The organism is Pedobacter sp. TM02, assembly GCF_059705275.1.
Genome location: NZ_AP046530.1, coordinates 1,621,414 through 1,639,766, shown reverse-complemented (window position 1 = coordinate 1,639,766; position 18,353 = coordinate 1,621,414). Strand labels below are relative to the sequence as shown.

Sequence of the window (18,353 nt, the reverse complement as noted above, 5' to 3'; positions counted from 1 at the left end):
CATGATCTTGCTAATTAGTCCAAAAACACTTATAACAAAACAATTGATAAAAAAATGGACATTAAAATTGTATTTTCGAACATTGGAAAAATCGAGAACACCAGCATTAAACCTATTGATAGGGCAAAATCCCATCACGTTACATTTAAAATTAGGCTATGAGCAATAAACCAGCTACCATTAAAGAAATTGCAAAAATCTTAAATCTATCTGCATCGTCGGTATCAAGAGCCCTGCACGACCATTCTAGCATTGGGCTTACTACCCGCATGCGCGTAAAGCAACTGGCCAAAGAACTCAATTATGTACCTAATCAAAAAGCCATCTTTTTTCAAAAAGGCAAGACCTTTACCCTGGGTGTCATCGTTCCTGAGCTTTCCGAATCATTCTTTTCGGAAGCGGTAAGCGGCATTGAAGATTATGCGCTGAAAAAAAACTACAGCGTATTGATTGCCCAATCGCACGACGACCTGGAAAAGGAAATAACCCTGGCCGAGAAATTCAAAAGCCATCGTGTTGACGGCCTGCTGGTCTCGTTAGCCAAAACCACTTTTAACATCGACCATTTCAAACAATTCGAAGACCTGAATATCCCCATTGTGTTTTTCGACCGCATTCCTCCGGTAAAAGACATCCATTATGTGGCTTGCAACATGGAAAATGGCACTTACGATGCCGTGAATTTCCTGCTTAAGAAAAAACACCGCTCTATTGGCATGATCAATGGTCCTGAAACGCTCAACGCTTCAGCCCAAAGAAGAGACGGCTATATTCAGGCGATGGTTAAAAATAGGCTTAAATTCGATCCAAGCCTCATCATCAATTGCGATTTGACCGAGCAATCTACGCGGGAAGCCATGGACAAACTGCTGAACAACAAGAGAAAGCCAACGGCCATTGTTACCTTTAACGATTATGTAGCGCTGTACGCCATCAAATATGCGAGGTTTTTGGGCATCAAAATCAACGATGAAATCGATTTTGTAAGTTATGCCAACCTGCCTATCATCCACTACATGGACTACTACCCGATTGCTTCGGTTGAGCAAAACCCCTATCAGCAAGGCTACAGGGCTTCGGAAATCCTGCTGGACCTGCTGACCAAAAAGAAAAGCGAAAACGAGGAAAAAGAGGCCTATTACCACATTACCATAGACCCAGAGCTTATTTTGCACTAACATTTAAATCGCAGAAACACAGGCTGTCAAGGACGTAAAAATCAAGCAAACGTTTGCGTTCTCACTTCAACTAACGTTTAGTTATGTTTGAAGAATAAGAACCATTTTAATCGATGCTTGAAACTGTACTGCTCAAATTTGGACTAGATATTTCAGATTGTCTTGTGCTGCCAGTTGGCAATGGATTAATCAACCAAACCTGGAAGATTAGCCATCGCAACAGGGAGTATATTCTGCAAAAGGTCAATACTGATGTTTTTAAGGAGCCAAATGTCATAGACGAGAACCTCAACAAACTCAAATCTTTCCTCGAACAACATTTCCCAGATTATATTTTCGTTGCGCCCCTGAAGTCGCCAAGTGGACGAACATTGGTAGAGACCGAAGAAGGCGCTTTCAGGATTTTCGACTTTGTTAAGAATTCGATTACCCTAAATACGGCCGAAGATGCGCAACAAGCCTATGAAGCGGCCAAACAGTTTGGCAAATTCAGCAGGTTGCTATCTGGATTCGACGCGAGTACCCTACATCCTACCATACCCGATTTCCATAACCTACAGTTACGGTATAATCAATTTAAAACCGCACTGAAAAGTGCAAATGCCGAAAGACTGAGAAATGCTGCCGAAGCCATCGCGGCTATCGAACAGCAGCAGTACATCTTGCAGAAATACCTCGATATCCTGAGCCAAAAGCTTGAGGTGCCGTTGAGGGTTATCCACCACGACACCAAGATTTCGAATGTGCTTTTTGACCAGAACGGCAAAGGCTTATGCGTAATAGACCTGGACACGGTGATGCCAGGCTATTACATTAGCGATGTTGGCGATATGATGCGCAGCTATCTTTCTCCGGTATCGGAAGAATCGACCAGTTTTGATCAAATTGCCGTGAGGAAAGTTTTCTTCATGGCCATTTACAAAGGTTACATGTCTGAAATGGCTGATATTTTAAACGCCACAGAGAAAGACCTGTTTATTTATGCCGGCCAATTTATCATTTACATGCAGGCCGTACGTTTTTTAACCGATTACCTGAACAACGACGTTTACTATGGTGCCCGCTACGAAACCCACAACCTTGATCGCGCCACAAACCAGATCAGGCTATTGGAAGAATACACCGACCATAGCAAAGAACTCCATCTGATGATTGAGCAGATTGGCGATTTGACCAATATCTCTTAGCAAAACAGCAAACGTTTGCGCCATCAAACTCGCAAAATGGTTTTAAGGGCTCTTTGCTAAAAACAATCAAAAACTCCTCAACAAAATAACACCAAAAGAAAAGGCACTCATTATCAAGTGCCTTTTTCTTTTTTCATCAGTAGAGGTAGGGTTTATAATCCGCTGTCGTCGAGAGCGAAAGTATTTTTGCGTGTTGCCCATTTCCCTTTGGTAAAGTCAGGGAATTTTTGAGGGGCATTGCCTTCTTTTAAAGATTTGGTAGACAACGGCGTAATTACGCTCATGGTTACAGAATCGTAAACATCGATAGGCGTTTGTTTCTTTTGTTTTACCGCTTCGATAAAACCGTTGAATACAAACCAGTCCATACCGCCGTGGCCAGCGCCAACCGCTTCTTTTTCATATTTTTTCCATAGCGGGTGGTCGTATTTATCCAACCATGGCTGCGCAGGCTCCCAAACATCGTTCTTCTTGGCCTGTTTTTCAATATAAATCGATTTGTTGACGTCCATCCAAATACCTTCTGTGCCTTGTACCCTAAAGCCCAACGAGTAAGGTCTTGGCAAATGGGTATCGTGGCTCAGCAATACGGTTTCGCCATTGGCACAATTGATCATCGTAGTCGTTACATCGCCGTTTTTGTAGTTGATCTTAGCGTTCGGGTGGCCCGGCGAAAGATCGTTTACATAAGAGGCCAAACCACGGGCTTTAGAGCTGAACGAAACCAGGTTGGTGAAACGGTTGCCCCTGTTGATATTGGCACACTGCATAATTGGTCCCACCCCATGCGTAGGGTATAAATCGCCGTCTACGTCAATGTTAAATTGGGTACGCCATTGGGCCTCGCTTAGGGCTTTCGGACCGTATTCTACTCCACCGCCATAGTACTGTTTTCCGTTGTTAAACAATACGTTGCGCAAATTGTGCTGATAGCCACCTTCATAATGTACAATTTCACCAAATAGATTTTGTCTTACCATGTTCAGCACAGCCATTACGTCTCTCCTGTAACAAACGTTCTCTAAAGTCATGTAAGGCATACCGGTTTTTTCGGAAGTATTTACGATATCCCAGTGGTCTTGAACGGTTAATCCGGCAATTACTTCGCAGCCTACGTATTTACCAGCTTTCATGGCATCAACCGCTTGATCTCTATGAAACTGCCAAGGGGTAGCGATAATTACCGCGTCGATGTCTTTTCTGTCCAATAGCTTTTTGTAAGCGTCCAATCCGCCGGTGTACTCTACTGCAGGCGGTCTTCCGTTTTTGGCGATAAAAGACCTGCAGCCTTTTAGAGAGCTTTCTTGAGTATCGCAAATAGCAACAATTTCTACATCATCGCGAAGGCATCCTTCCGAAATGTGGCTCATGCCCCTGGCACCTACCCCGATGTAGCCCAGCCTTACCTTGCCTTTATCGGCGGCAAACAACCGCCCCGTGGACAGTATGCTAAACGCGGCTCCGGTCATTGCGCTATTCTTAATAAAATCTCTACGTTCCATTTGTTTCTGTTTTTTTGGTTGATATTTATATGTGTTTAGTTAGTAATCAGTATCTGCTCCACCCTTTTTAGGCGCTTTGTTTTCTAAAAACTCCCATTCTAGCAAGTGCGAAACCTGGTGTTCTTTTTTAACGATTTCGTCAAAACGCCGTACCAATTCTGGGTGTTGGGCTACCAGATTGGTAGTTTCATTTTTGTCTTGCTTCAAGTTAAAGATCATCCAAGGATTTTTTAGGTTTTTGCGCAGGTTCAGTTTTACGCCTTTCCAATCGCCCATTCTTATTGCTAATTGTCCTCCATTTTCTGGGTATTCCCAATAAATATAATCTCTTTGTACTTGTTGCTTGTTTTTGCCCAATAAGGTTGGCATCAGCGAAACGCCATCGGTATTGCCGGCCTTGGCCCCGGTAAGCTCGGCAAAGGTGGCCATCATATCGAACTGGGCCGAAACAAAATCGCTGGTACTGTTGGCTGGTATATTACCGGGCCAACGGGCAATAAACGGTTCTTTGATGCCTCCCTCAAACACAAACATCTTGGTTCCCCTGAGGCCATCGAGGCTGTTAAAAAAATCTTTATTTACACCACCATTAAAAGTTGTTCCATTATCGCTAGAAAACATGATGATGGTATTTTCGTCGAGTCCCAATTTTTTAATTTGGTCCATGATGATACCTATTTGGTCATCCAAATAGGTAATCATGGCCGCATAGGTAGAGTAAGGGTATTTAGTAGCTGCGTATCCTTGTTGGCCATAGTAAGGTTTTTCGTTAAATTGGCCAACGTACCGCTTTACATATTCTTCTGGCACCTGCAAGGAGACGTGTGGAATAGTGTAAGGCATATATAAGAAAAAAGGCTTGTTCTGGTGTTCGTTAATAAACTTGACTGCTTTTTTGGTCATCATATCGGGCGCATACACCTGCCCTTTAAAATAATCGAAATCTTTATCTGTGGCTTTTGTAGAATCCAAACGCTGGTGAACGTTCATTGCAGGATTGGCCAATGGTGCTTCCTGATCGTTTTCCCATAAATGCGAAGGATAGAAATTGTGGGCCTGTTTCTGATCTAGATAACCATAATAATAATCAAAGCCTTGTTTTAATGGCGAACCTGTAGTATTGTTCATGCCTAAGCCCCATTTACCGGTTAATGCAGTAGTATAGCCAACTTGCTTTAACATTTTAGCCATGGTAAAAGTTCCTTCTGGCAATGGCATTTGTCCGCCTTCGAGGCTATCAGGAAATCCGCCCATTTCGTAATTGCCGCGAATATAAGAATGACCGCCATGTTTGCCAGTTAACAACATGCATCGCGCAGGGGCACAAACTGGCGCACTGGTATAATGTTGGGTAAAACGCATCCCCTCTTTCGCCATTTGGTCGAGATGGGGAGTTTTTATCTTTTGCTGTCCATAAGGACCAATTTCGGCATAGCCTAAATCGTCGGCATAGATATAAATAATATTGGGCAAACGCTTAGTCTTCGGACTCTTTTGCTGCGCAATAGTGGTTAAGCCACAGCACATCAATAGTATAAGAAATGAAGTTTTCAGTCCAGTTGCTCTCATCCAGTTTTGACTTGGTTATTTAGTTAGTCCAATATTACTGATTTTCAATATCTTAAACCATTTATACATTACACAAACGTTTGACTTTGACTGCTAAAACCTTATAGTCCTTTGAAAAGTGTCTTCGAAAAATAGAGGTTGTAATCCTTAATCCGTCCGTTTGGTCCGTCTTGTCTCGGCAATAATTTCATGCTGCCAATATTATAGGCCTTGCCCAAGTCTATAACCAGCTGATGTGGTGGTTTAGGCGATCTGCCTTGCCATTGCGTATGCCAAATACTGGTAAACTGCAAATCGAATACATTTACTGCACTGCCATCATCGCCACTCAGCTCTTCGCTATCAGCAAACACTACTTTCCAATTGGTTCGAGGAATTTCTTGCCCTTTGGCGTCTAAAAGCACGATTTCGGCCACCGAAGTATAAGGTTGTCCTTTTTGTTCAGTTAGCGCTTCTAGGGCAAAATACCTGGCAACAATAGGGTTAAAACTTACGTTCTGCCATTTGGCATTATTTTCAAATGTGCCCGAAGCATAAGGTTTTTGTTCTTCGGCCAGCCATTTCTGACCAGCTTTTCTGTGTACCTGAGCCACAGCTTCGTTTACCTGATCCAATATAGGGCGGTCTAAGAAGGTCAACTCGGGCTTGGCTAACCCAAACAAATCAAAAACCACCACTTCATTTGATCCTTTTTTCAGCCAGCTTGCCGGCACCAACATGGTTTGCGTTGGACCAATGTTCCAAAAACGGCTCAAGCATTTTCCGTTTACCCACACCAAGCCTTTGTTCCATTTGCTCAGGTCTAAGTAGGTGTCTTCTAACATATTGGCTACAAAAGTACCTTTGTAAAATCCGGCACCCAGTTTTGAAACTGTCGGCAAGGCTTCATATCGGATTGGAATATTGTTTTCTCCCAAGCGGATCGGGTAGTTTTTCCACGATTTCAGTTCTGTTTTCTTGTTGTTTTCGGTCAGGAAAACCTGTCCGTGGATACCTTTTCGATCGTGCATGGCATAGCCATAGTTAACCCTGCCGGTAGCTTCTACCAACACCTTCAATATCGACGCCTGCTTGCGCGCTGGGATTTCTATACTGAATTTATTCTTGCGACGGTCTAAGGTACCTATCAACTGATCGTTTACATAAACCAAGGCATAATCGTGTATTTCTTTAAAACTCAGCAGGGCTTTTGCGCCAGCCTTCAGGCTGGTTTGGTAAAGAACGGCACCAAAATCCTGGTTCAGGTCTTCCATCAGCATGGCCGTATCGCTGGCCACGGCTTTTGGTAAATTTTTAGAGAGCGCTGCGTAAGCCGTAAACTTTACCGGATTAAGCTTCTGGATGCGATTAACCGCAGGTACGGCGGGCAAAGTCTCCCCTTCTTGCAGGTATTTGCCAAAAAGATCGCGAATGGCATAGAATTTTTCTGTTGAGTTACCGGCTTCGTCTATTGGCGCATCATAATCATAGCTACTGGTTTGTGGCAGATAAGGTGGCGCATTAGCTCCGCTATACGTACCAAAAGTGGTACCACCATGTGCCATATAAATACTAAACGATGCTTTTTGATCGAGCATGTATTTCAGTTCCTCTACAATTCTCTTGGTGTCGCCTTTATGGTGCGGCCTGCCCCAGCTGTCGAACCAGCCTGGATAATATTCGCCACACATCAATGGCCCGGTTGGCTGGATGGCTCTCAAGGCCTTAAAGTTGGCTTCTGGATTGCTCCCGAAATTAACAACGGCAAATAGGCCTTCAGGGTGGTCGTTCTTTAATTGCGTAGGTCCATCGCAATGGAACAAGGGTACGCTGAAACCAGCTTCCTGCAGGTACGATTTAATGGTATTCATATATACTTTATCGCTGCCAAAGCTACCGTATTCGTTTTCTACCTGCACCATAATGATATTGCCACCTTTGTTGATTTGCAAAGGAGCCAGCTCCTTACCTACAGCCAACAGGTATTTTTTAGCCCTTGCCATAAAATAAGGATGTTGGGTACGCAATTGGATAGTTTTATCTTTAAGCAGCCACCAAGGAAAACCGCCAAACTCCCATTCGGCACAAGAATAAGGCCCCGGTCTTAAGATAACGTATAAACCTTCTTCTTTGGCCAATTTGCAAAATTCCGCAGCATCGCTTTGCCCTTGCCAAGTAAACTGGTCTGGCTGTTTTTCGTGGATGTTCCAAAAAAGATAGGCGCATACAGTATTTAGCCCCATGGCCTTGGCCATTTGCAGTCGGTTGCGCCATTCGGCCTTAGGAATACGGGCAAAATGCATTTCGCCACAACGGATTACATAGGGCTTTCCATTCAGTTCAAAAGCTTCATTGCCAATGGCAAAAGTTTGGGCTTTACCCTGGCCGATGGCCTTGGCGCCAACGAATAACAGCAAAAAGAAAAATAAAAGCCTGCTGAGTTTTATCATGATTTAATTAAGGTTTGGTTAGGTTTTACAATCCAATAATACCCATTTACCTTAGTTAAACCCGAGCTAATATTACACAAACGTTTGCCTTAACCTCACTTTTACTGCCTGAATTAAGCTGGTGGCCATTGATATTATTTAAAACTGAGGAATGATTTTAAGTATGAAAACAATAAAACCAATACACTAAGGGCGGCAAGCCCAAATTTGGCAAGTGCTACCCCATAGGGGTTCCAATAAGCTTCGGCAGTTAAAACATGATGAAAATTATGCTGTATCATTATATTTTCGATTACATCCAATAAACCAGTCAAAAAAGCCAGCAACAAATTGAATCGCAACAAATTATTCAGCCAAACTGATTTTTCGCGTTGCATCTGCGAATTGGCCAAGGCCATCAACAGACTGACATAAACCACGATAAAAAAATAATCCAGCCGTACATTTTGCTTAGCGATATCCAGCAAGGTGCCATCACCATAAGGACTGCCATGCCATTGTTGCAAAATATTTTTGCCCGTTGCGCCGTCCTTGGCCAATTCTAAGTTGATGATGCCAAAACCAACACGCTCCAGCAGTTTTCCCTGATAGCCCATGATGAGCACGATGACCAAGAATATAGCAAAAATTACCTTTTTCATAAATTGGAGCAATTAGGTTTTAACCCGGTAAACCAAGCCGTTTGGCGAAGGTATTCCGTTAATGCATTGGATAAAGGAAGCGCCTGTTCTCTTAAAATTTTCTGGCAAAGGATGCAGCTCATCGGTCCAGCCCTTATCGCCTACTGCGCCCCTCGAATCGATATGAAATACACAATCGTAGCCGGCAATGCCCTGAAAAACCTCTCCCACTTCGATCATCATTTCGTTAAACAAAAAGATCATGGCATATAAAACATCCCGCTGTGCCTCTTCATTGGTAATTCCGCGCATATCCAATGGTGTTTTTAACCAGCTGCCATGCCCCAAAAATTTTCTGACTATGGGTATATACCATTTTAACGGGTTAAGACCAAAACCCAGTTTGCGCGAAGGCTGTGGGTAGTCATAGCCTTGCGTAATGACTTTAATACCTGGGAATTTTCCATTTTTGGGATCTCCGGTACCCCCTGTAAAAATGCCATTAAAGATGTAATAATATTGCAACTGAAAAAACATTAGCAAGGCAAAAAAATCCTTGGAAAGGTAAGTCAGGCCATTATTGAAGCGATCGGGGTCAAAATCCGTTCTCGATATGCGCATCAGTTCACGTGCCCAGGCGCTTTCCATAAACTCTTCTGATTTGCCAAGCGGATTCACCATGGCCGCAATGCGATTTTCGCCAACCAAGTCATTGCCACCCCCGCTAATGATAAAAACATCGGGGTTCATGGTAGATAATTGCTCGATGTATCTTCTGGCACTCAGCATATTGAGCAGCCAGTCGCCACCCGAAGCGAGGCTATAAACCGCCATATTCTTCTCCATCGAAACCCAATCGATCACATCGCTGAGCAAAATGGGGTAATTGAACCAGGAGTCGCCTTCTACCAAAATGATCTTATTGGCCAAATCTGCCCGAAATCCATTTTTGACCTTATCGAAGAACTTCTTATTGCGCTGCGCATTTTTAAGGGCATCAACTTTGGCCATTACAGGAGCCAATGCGGCAATCTTGCGCACCTGTTCATCGTTCAGGTCGTAGATCTTTTGGATAATAAGCGAAAGGTCAAATTCATTGATTTCCTTACGGAGCAAATGAAAATCGGCAATAGCTATCCTATTGGCGAGCAACTTCTTAATGAGCTCTTGTTTTTCTTCTGCCGTCATATCAATCAAAAGGAATTAGGAATAAACTTTAAAGCGGATGCAATTCTATCAAACCACATTGTACTGTTCGCCTTCACCTGGCCTAACGGAACCAAGCCAGTTGGAATCGAATATTTCATGAGAAAATAGCCGTCAGCTTCGCCAAGTTGCGGAGCTATCGATTGGAGAAAGTATCATAACGTTAATTTAGATGAATAGCGAACAACCTAATTTAAACAATAAACCATTGATTTACAAACATTTTAGAACTTGTAAAAAAATAGAGCAAAACAAAAAAATCAACCGTATTGGGGTTGATTTTCTATAGCTATTGAGGTGTTGTGCTTACTTTGTTTGGAATGCTACTGGAAAAGATTTGAGGGCATAGCCCTTTATAGATTTAAAACCCCTTCCTGTAATTACAAAATCATAATTGGTTCCGGCTTTCAGGTCCAGGTACATGGTCATGCTAAGGCCATCAGCCGCAAATTCGCCAGCTTTTGCAATAGGAAAATGGTCTTTCCCCAATGCGCCCAAATCTATAGAATAGCTTTTGCTGTTCATGGGTTCTGAAAAAACAATACGCATTTGCTTAAGGGCAGGATCTACGTTTTGGTCGCCGTTGGCAAATGGCTCTATCCTCAGCACCATAGGCTGTTTGGCTTCGTATTTTTTGAGCAGTTCGGCTTCGTCAAAACCTTCTGGATAATAGTTTGAGTGTTTTAAAAAAGCAGTGACCAATGCCGGCTCGTCATAATTAAGTTCGATGATTTCCTTTATCGCTTTTTTCTTGTCTTTGGCCTGCTTATAATAGCTCTTGCAGATGGCATAACCCATGTAATAGCCCAAATCGGCCACTTTTGCATTTGAGCCATTGTAAAGCCAGCTATCGGTAGCCGGGGTTAACATGTCTTCCTTAAACTGCCTTTTTAAAGAATCTTCATGTGCCCTGCCATAAGTTGCATAAGTACCATCCAACAGCTTGTCCATCACCAGTTCGGTCATAAAATCGCAGGCTCCTTCCTTAATACTCTGGCCCAAGAGATTGGGGGTATAGCCACTTTGCTGGGTATGCACATATTCGTGAACATTGAGGCGAACAAGGTTGGCTTCGGAACTGCCTTTGAACACATTGCGCAACCAATCGTTAGGAAATTCGGAGGCATCGGTTTTAGGGTTCCCGGTTGCGATTTCGGTCCCAACCAGTACCATGTCATCGGCCACCGTGCCTCCCGAACGCAAACCACCTATGGTAAAATACATTTTGGCTTCTTTGAGCTCGGGATATAGTTTTTTGAATTTTTGAATGCTTTTTTCAATCTCCTGTCTTTTGTTCTTTACCGCCAGGGTACTGGGGCGTATGGAATTCCAAAATCTGGGATAGCGTCGGATGAGCGATACATAGAGCGGGGCACTGTAGCCCCTGGCCTTCATAAAGGCCTTGAGGCCCTCGGTTCCACGGTTGATGTACAAATTTTGGATATAGTCTACCTGTTTAACACTGTCGGCAGTGGTGCGTACGCTATCAAAAGCGTTCCAAAAATTGTCGATATCTGTGGTAAAAACTTTTTGCTGTGCCTGTACTTTGCCAACTTGGCCCAAGCCCAAAGCAAGCAGAAGCGTAAAAATAGCTGGTTTGAGTTTCATAAAAGGTTTGTCTTTTTTTTAAAAGACACCGCTGAGCCGCTTATTGTTGCACGTGGTTTGATTATTTCGACGTTTCTCTCGGATCTAGCCAGCCGTGACTGTATCAAAATCAGGCTAAATAGCCCAATCAACTACATTGACGCACAATTGCAGAAAAACTTAACGAATTATTTACACTTATTTGTTTATTAGCTAATTTGCACTAGTTTTGATTACCGAGAACTTACTTTTCCTCAGTCTAATCTTAAAAAATTAGTTGATAAAGTAAAAATCCAGTGGTTGTGCGATGGTGTCCTATGATTATCCTTCTGATAGCGAATTGATCCAGTTACTGAAAAGTGACGACGGAATAGCTTATACCATTATCTATAATAAATACTTCAACAGTTTGTACATCCATGCCTACCAAAAGTTGCGTAATAAGGAAGAAGCCCAAGATGTAGTGCACGAGCTTTTTGCCCATTTGTGGAACAAGCGCCACACATTGGCTATCGATTCGAATTTAACCGCCTATCTCTATACGGCGGTTAGAAACAGGATACTCGATTTTATTGCCCACCAGCAGGTAGAATCGAAATACATTTCTTCCCTGCAAGGCTATATCGACCAGGGCCATTGCATTACCGACCATCTCGTGCGCGAGAAACAATTGACCCAACTGATCGACAATGGAATTTCGGCCCTACCCGAAAAAATGAAGGCCGTTTTTGAAATGAGCAGGAAACAAAAGTTAAGTCATAAGGAAATTGCCAAACAGCTAAACCTATCCGAACAAACGGTTAAAAAACAAATAAACAATGCATTAAGGCTATTGAGAGTGAAGTTGGGAACGATGCTTTTTATTGCCGTCTGAAATTATTTTTAACTTTTTTTTATTTCATCTACCACCAACCTTACCCCCTTGCCGTCTTATTATGCAAAAGAGAGATTCTTTAAAACATGCAAAAAATAGACGCCAAAACATTACTTCAAAAATATAGGACCAACCAGTGTACGGAAGAAGAGCTCGCTTTGCTGGAAAGCTGGTATGTGGCCGACGAGCTTGAGCCCATCGATTTAACCCTCGAAGACCTTCAGGAGGCAAAGGCAAACACTTGGCAACAGCTGCCGGTGCATCAAAAGAAAGTGGTTCGCCTGAACTGGCCGTATCCAAAAATAGCAGCCGTAGCGGCCATCTTCGCTATTTTATTTTTCGGAACCTATTTCTTCTTCAACCGAAATCAGCCTCGAAGCCAAAGCCAAAACGAACTGGCTGCTGCCAAAATCGTACCCGGTGGCAAAAAAGCCATCTTAACTTTGGGCAATGGTACTTCTATCGTTTTATCTGATGCCAAAAACGGCAAACTGGCAGACCAAAACGATGTGCATATCTTCAAAACCGAAGACGATGCCTTGGTTTACAATGGCCAGCAAGCTATTAATCCGGGCACAAACGATATCAATACGCTTACCATTCCTAGCGGTGGCTATTACAGTCTTACCTTAGCCGACGGCACAAAAGTCTGGTTGAATTCGGAATCTTCGTTAACCTATCCTACGGCATTTAATGGTACGGAAAGGGTTGTAAAACTAAGCGGAGAAGGCTATTTTGAAGTTGCCCACCGCCATAACCAGCCTTTTAAAGTCATTGCCAATAACCAAACCGTTGAAGTGCTGGGCACCCACTTTAACATCAATGCTTATGCCAACGAAAGGGCTACGGTTACCACTTTGTTACAGGGCAGCGTTAAGGTTAGCACCAGCAGCGGCAACACCAGAACGCTTGCGCCAGGACTGGAAACAGTTGTAGTTAAAGACAATATCGGCATCAGGCCTGCCGATGAAGACAATGCTATTGCCTGGACTGAGAATAATTTTGTTTTCAACAAGGAAGAGCTGGGCAGCATCATGCGAAAAATTTCTAGGTGGTATGACGTTGACATCGTTTGCCCGCCAAATATAGCGGGGCTTAGCTTTTCGGGTTCCATTTCAAGAAGCAGAAATATCAAGCAGGTGCTCAAAATCATGGAACTGACCAACAGTATTCACTTTAAGTTCGAAGAAAGGAGAATCATCATTATGCCATAAACTTACGCTCAAAAAGCAGTAGGCCAAAAAAAGCCAAGGGTGGTTGCAACACCCCTGGCCTTAAGCGCCTTGCGGCGCAATATTCGGGCAATACTGTCAAATCATCAATGCTTATTAACATTTGAACCTAAACCCTAACAAACAAATGTATGAATTTTTACATGACATTTAAGCATGGCCTAAAAAGCCATGCCTATGCCAAAATATTATTAAAATTGAGATTAACCTTTATCGTAGTAATCACTTTTATTTTGCAGGCCAAAGCCACGCTCAGCTTTGCCCAAATTACGCTTGATGAAAAGGCAGCTCCACTAGAATTCGTGCTCCAAAAAATCAAAAAGCAAACCGGTTATGATTTTTTCTATAGCTCAAACATGCTGAACCTGGCCAAGCAGGTTACGCTTAAAGTTAAGAATGCGCCAGTTGAAGCAGTGCTGCGCATTTGCTTCGAAAACCAACCGTTAACCTACACCATCGAGCAAAAAGCGATCGTGCTGCGCTTTGTTTCCCCTGAAATCCTGGCCAAAAGAGCCGTAGTGGTTACGGGCAAAATTGTTGACGAAAATGGTAAGCCACTTACCGGTGCGTCGGTGCGCATTAAAGGCTCTAACCAAGCCGCTGTAGTAACCGACGAGAATGGCAATTTCAGGATTACCGCTCCAACAGAAGACGATGTGCTTTTGGTGAGCTTTATTGGCTACAAACCACAGGAAGTAAGGCTAAAAGGCAGGAAAATGCCACTTAATATTTCGTTAGAGGTGGCCGAAACCACCATGAAAGATGTGGTGATTACGGGTATGTTCGAAAGAAAGAAGGAATCTTTTACCGGAGCGGCCTCTACCTACACCGGCGAACAGCTCAAAGCCTTGAACAACCAAAACCTGATCCAAAGTTTGCGTACCGTTGATCCCGCCTTTATCCAGATAGAAAACAACGCCATGGGTTCAAGCCCGAATGTGTTGCCTACAATCGAATTGCGTGGACAAACCAGCATATCGACCAATGCTTTGAGAGACCAGTTTTCGGCCGATCCTAACCAGCCTTTGTTCATTTTAGATGGCTTTGAAACCTCATTGCGTACCATTATAGACCTCGATATGAACGTAGTGGCTTCAGTGACTGTACTTAAAGATGCGGCCTCGACCGCTATTTATGGCTCCAGAGCCGCCAATGGGGTTATCGTAGTGGAAACCAAAAAACCATTGCCAGGCAAGCTGCGTGTTAGCTATACTTCCGATTTAAAGGTAGAAATGCCCGACCTTTCTTCCTACAACATGATGAACGCCTCCGAAAAACTAACTTTCGAGAGTTTGGCAGGCAGGTACAAAGACTATACAGGCGTGGTTTCGAGGCAACTGCTTTTAGACGAGGTGTACAACAATCGTTTAAAGGAAGTATTGAGAGGAGTAGATACCTATTGGCTAAGCCAGCCCCTACAAACCGGCTTTTCGCAACGCCATTCGGTCAATGCTTCGGGTGGAGACAACACGATCCGCTATGATATAGGCGCCAACATCCGCCAAAACAACGCAGCCATGAAGGGCGAAAAACGCGACGACTGGGGCGCCAATCTGAACCTGAGCTATCGTTCGGGCATTTTCAATGTATCTAACCGCGTATATGTATCTGGTGCCGAAGCAACTTTCTCGCCTTACGGCAGCTACTCGCAATGGGTGCAAACCAATCCTTATTACCGTTTGTTGCCTGCCAGCGAAAAATACCTTGAAGTGGCCCTCTCTCCTACCGTTTATGCAACAGACCTGACCGACGGCAACGAGTTGATCCCTAATCCGCTTTACAATGCCTCGCTAAGCAGCTTCAATACCAACTCGAATTTTAACATTACCAACAACTTTCAGGCCATAGCCGATTTGAATAAAAACCTAAGGCTGCAGCTCAACGCCCAGATTAACAAAGGCAATACAGAGGCCATTAATTTTGTGTCGCCCCTAAACACTGTATTTGAAAATGAAACAGACCCTACTTTAAGAGGTTCTTACGCCTATCAGAAAATAAGTGCGCTCGGCTACAATGTAAACCTTGGCCTCACCTATTCGAAAGTAATTGCAACCAAGCACTCGCTTACAGGATATATGCGCGTAGAGATGGCCCAAAACAACCAGAAGCTGAACGGTTATAACGCCGTAGGCTTTCCCAACGCAAGCAATGGCAATCCATCCTTTGCCTATGGCTTTGCCAGCGGATCTACGCCAAACGCTTCCAATTCGCTGACCAGGAGGAATTCTTTTGTAACCTCTGTCAATTACTCTTACAACCAGCGCTATAACGTAGACCTGAGCTTTAATGTAGATGGCTCAACAGCATTTGGCTCCAACAAAAGGTACAAGCCTTACTATGCGGGGGGCCTATCGTGGAATTTGCATAACGAAGCTTTCCTAAAGGGGATCAAGTGGATTAATTTCCTGAAGCTGAGAGCCAATATCGGTATTACCGGCAACCAAAACTTTGGCAATGTGAGCCAATCTGTTTACAACTATTACGCTACCATCAATAGCATAGGACAAGGGGTATACTTGTCGGCTTTAGGCGCTCCAGACCTGGAATGGCAATCGACCCAACAAATTAGCCTGGGCTTGGATGCCAATTTATTAGACAACAGGCTGAATCTGCAACTGAATGCCTACCGCAAATACACCGATCCATTGGTGGTAGCCATTACCTTGCCCTCGTCTACCGGCCTGAACAATTATCCTTTTAATGCCGGAGCCTCTGTGAATAAAGGTTTGGAAGCCACGGTTAACTTCTCGCCCATTTTCCAACCTGGAAAATTTGTATGGACCATTGGGCTGACAGGAAGCATGCTGAAACAAAAATACAGCAAATTCGACAACAAGCTTTCGTCCTTAAATACCGAGCTCAGACAAAGCAACTTGTTAACCAGATACCGCGACGGCTATAGTGCCTACGATTTATGGGCAGTACCATCGCTTGGTATCGATCCGGCAACCGGTCAGGAAGTGTTTGTGAAACAAAACGGCCAATACACGTTCGACTACAATGCCAACGACCAGGTAGTCGTAGGCTCATCGAGGCCCAAGGCAGAAGGCGTAATCAGCACCACCATAAAATACAAAGGCATCAGTTTCGGTGCGTTTATCAGGTACATTTGGCACCGCGACCAGTTTAACAACGCTCTTTACGAAAAGGTTGAGAACATCTCTTATGCTTCGTTGCGGTATAACCAAGATAAGCGGGCATTATACCAACGTTGGAAAAACCCCGGCGACGTTGCCGAATTCAAAAACATTTCGGCCACTTCAACTACCCCGGTCTCGTCAAGGTTCATCCAGACAGAAAATTCGTTCAGCGGCGAATCGATCAACTTGGGCTACGAATTTAGGGGGCAAAAATGGCTAGATAAGGTAAGCCTCTCTGCATTGACCTTAAATGCCTATTCAAACGACCTTTTTTATGCTTCGACAGTGAAACGTGAAAGAGGTATCGATTATCCATTTACGAGATCAGTTTCAATGAGTATAAGAGCCACTTTTAAATAATTAAACCATGAAAAAGAAATTTATATATATCGGCGTTGCACTGGCTATTATGGCTTTGGCGGGATGCAAAAAGTGGTTAGATGTAAAACCTGAAAACAAATTTGTGGAAGAGCAGCTTTATGCTACGCCCCAAGGATTTGAGGATGCCATGAATGGTTTCTACATCAAGAACGGATCAAATGAAATGTACGGTTCTGTTTTAACCATGACCACGATGGATGTACTGGCGCAATATTACCTGGTAAACTCTGGCAACAACCAATATACCATGTCTACCTATAATTACTCCGACGCAAAATCCAGGGCCATCATCGACGGTATCTGGTCGAACATGTACCTGAATATCCTCAATACAAACAAGTATTTTGAAAGCTTGGACAAATACGGACAGATCCTTAGCGACAAGTCTTTGAAAAGGCTTAAAGGCGAAGCTTATGGCCTGAGGGCATTTTATTATTTCGACTTGATGCGCATGTTTACCAAGCCTTACACGGTTGACTCGTTGAGCAAGGTAATGCCTTATTACGACAAGCCTACCTACAACATTTCCGAATTTCAGCCAACCAACTTCATCATGCAAAAGGTGCTGGAAGACCTGTCGAAGGCCGAACAATTGTTGCTGGAAACCGATCCTGCGGTTACGCAGGCCCAGGTAAGCAGGGTTACGCTTGCTTATGGCCGCAACACCAGGAACTATCAAATGAACTATTATGCGATCAAAGCGTTGCAGGCAAGGGTTAACCTTTGGAAAGGCGACAAGGTGGCTGCTTTGGCCGCGGCCAAGTTCCTGATTAACAACCAGGCTAAATTTCCTTGGATCAAACAAGCAGATCTTAATACCGCCATATGCAATAAAACATTCGCTACCGAAATGATTTATGGAGTAGAGAACCCTAAACTGAACGATGTTTTCCTGAACAATTTCTCGCCAAGCTTATTCGATTCGAGCATTTTGGCACCTAATGCTTCAGGAACCTTCATCAGCAACACTGTTTTTGAGGGAAATCCTACCGACTACCGGAGCCAGTACATCTGGAAAGTTAATGGCAAGCCCTACCCTACCTTTTTCAAGTTCAATGACGATGGTAACGTTAATCCTGCCTACAATTTTTACAGGACCGTACCGCTGATCCGCATGAGCGAAATGTACCTGATTGCAGCCGAGTGCGAACCCGATCTGACGGTAGCCGCTGGCTATGTTAACCTTTTGCGCACCAACCGCAATTGTCAAACCATAACCATTGCCAATACCGCAGCCTTAAACACTGCCATCATGAAAGAGTTCCGTAAGGAGGTTTGCGGCGAAGGGCAGCTCTTCTTTTATTTCAAGAGAACGCAGGCATTGAGCATTATTGCCGGAGGAACCAACGCCAATATGAGTATTAGCGCAGCCAACTATGTTTTTCCATTACCATTATCAGAAACCACACCTAGATAATATTCAGTAAAAAAACGATGAAAAAGTTATT

Annotated in this window: 12 protein-coding genes; 6 read left to right on the top strand and 6 right to left on the bottom strand. The window is 43.7% G+C overall.

The window, feature by feature from the left end; translation table 11 throughout:
- Window positions 1-158 precede the first annotated feature (158 nt).
- Both AC6H1S_RS06925 and AC6H1S_RS06920 read left to right on the top strand, forming a co-directional pair.
- Complete coding sequence (locus tag AC6H1S_RS06925; protein ID WP_199141474.1) at window positions 159-1,178, top strand: LacI family DNA-binding transcriptional regulator; 1,020 nt, start codon at window positions 159-161, stop codon at window positions 1,176-1,178.
- 113 nt (window positions 1,179-1,291) lie between these two features.
- The gene (locus AC6H1S_RS06920) at window positions 1,292-2,365 is read left to right on the top strand and encodes a phosphotransferase enzyme family protein (protein WP_497565645.1); all 1,074 of its coding nucleotides are present in this window, start codon (window positions 1,292-1,294) and stop codon (window positions 2,363-2,365) included.
- 152 nt (window positions 2,366-2,517) lie between these two features.
- Here AC6H1S_RS06920 and AC6H1S_RS06915 read toward each other — a convergent pair whose 3' ends face one another.
- The 6 genes from AC6H1S_RS06915 to AC6H1S_RS06890 all read right to left on the bottom strand — a co-directional run bounded on the left by AC6H1S_RS06915 (window position 2,518) and on the right by AC6H1S_RS06890 (window position 11,299).
- Window positions 2,518-3,867, bottom strand: coding sequence for a Gfo/Idh/MocA family protein (locus AC6H1S_RS06915; protein ID WP_199141472.1), 1,350 nt, complete (start codon window positions 3,865-3,867; stop codon window positions 2,518-2,520).
- Between the two features lie 39 nt (window positions 3,868-3,906).
- A complete protein-coding gene (locus tag AC6H1S_RS06910; RefSeq protein ID WP_497565644.1) occupies window positions 3,907-5,436 on the bottom strand; it encodes an arylsulfatase in 1,530 nt (509 codons plus the stop codon).
- A 101-nt stretch (window positions 5,437-5,537) separates the two neighbouring features.
- Window positions 5,538-7,865 (bottom strand): beta-galactosidase, encoded by a 2,328-nt coding sequence (locus AC6H1S_RS06905; RefSeq protein ID WP_497565643.1) that lies wholly within the window; start codon window positions 7,863-7,865, stop codon window positions 5,538-5,540.
- A gap of 134 nt (window positions 7,866-7,999) precedes the next feature.
- On the bottom strand, window positions 8,000-8,506 hold the full coding sequence (locus AC6H1S_RS06900; protein ID WP_497565642.1) for a hypothetical protein: 507 nt from the start codon (window positions 8,504-8,506) through the stop codon (window positions 8,000-8,002).
- Window positions 8,507-8,518: 12 nt separating this feature from the next.
- Window positions 8,519-9,673, bottom strand: coding sequence for a hypothetical protein (locus AC6H1S_RS06895; RefSeq protein WP_199141469.1), 1,155 nt, complete (start codon window positions 9,671-9,673; stop codon window positions 8,519-8,521).
- A gap of 324 nt (window positions 9,674-9,997) precedes the next feature.
- Window positions 9,998-11,299: a hypothetical protein gene (locus tag AC6H1S_RS06890; protein WP_497565641.1), complete on the bottom strand. Its 1,302-nt coding sequence runs from the start codon at window positions 11,297-11,299 to the stop codon at window positions 9,998-10,000.
- 286 nt (window positions 11,300-11,585) lie between these two features.
- On the opposite strand from AC6H1S_RS06890, the gene AC6H1S_RS06885 reads away from it, so the two are divergent.
- The 4 genes from AC6H1S_RS06885 to AC6H1S_RS06870 all read left to right on the top strand — a co-directional run bounded on the left by AC6H1S_RS06885 (window position 11,586) and on the right by AC6H1S_RS06870 (window position 18,322).
- Complete coding sequence (locus AC6H1S_RS06885) at window positions 11,586-12,152, top strand: RNA polymerase sigma-70 factor (protein ID WP_199141467.1); 567 nt, start codon at window positions 11,586-11,588, stop codon at window positions 12,150-12,152.
- 86 nt (window positions 12,153-12,238) lie between these two features.
- Window positions 12,239-13,366: a FecR family protein gene (locus AC6H1S_RS06880; protein WP_497565640.1), complete on the top strand. Its 1,128-nt coding sequence runs from the start codon at window positions 12,239-12,241 to the stop codon at window positions 13,364-13,366.
- A gap of 149 nt (window positions 13,367-13,515) precedes the next feature.
- Window positions 13,516-16,884 (top strand): SusC/RagA family TonB-linked outer membrane protein, encoded by a 3,369-nt coding sequence (locus tag AC6H1S_RS06875; RefSeq protein ID WP_497565639.1) that lies wholly within the window; start codon window positions 13,516-13,518, stop codon window positions 16,882-16,884.
- A 7-nt stretch (window positions 16,885-16,891) separates the two neighbouring features.
- Complete coding sequence (locus tag AC6H1S_RS06870) at window positions 16,892-18,322, top strand: RagB/SusD family nutrient uptake outer membrane protein (protein ID WP_497565638.1); 1,431 nt, start codon at window positions 16,892-16,894, stop codon at window positions 18,320-18,322.
- Window positions 18,323-18,353: the final 31 nt, after the last annotated feature.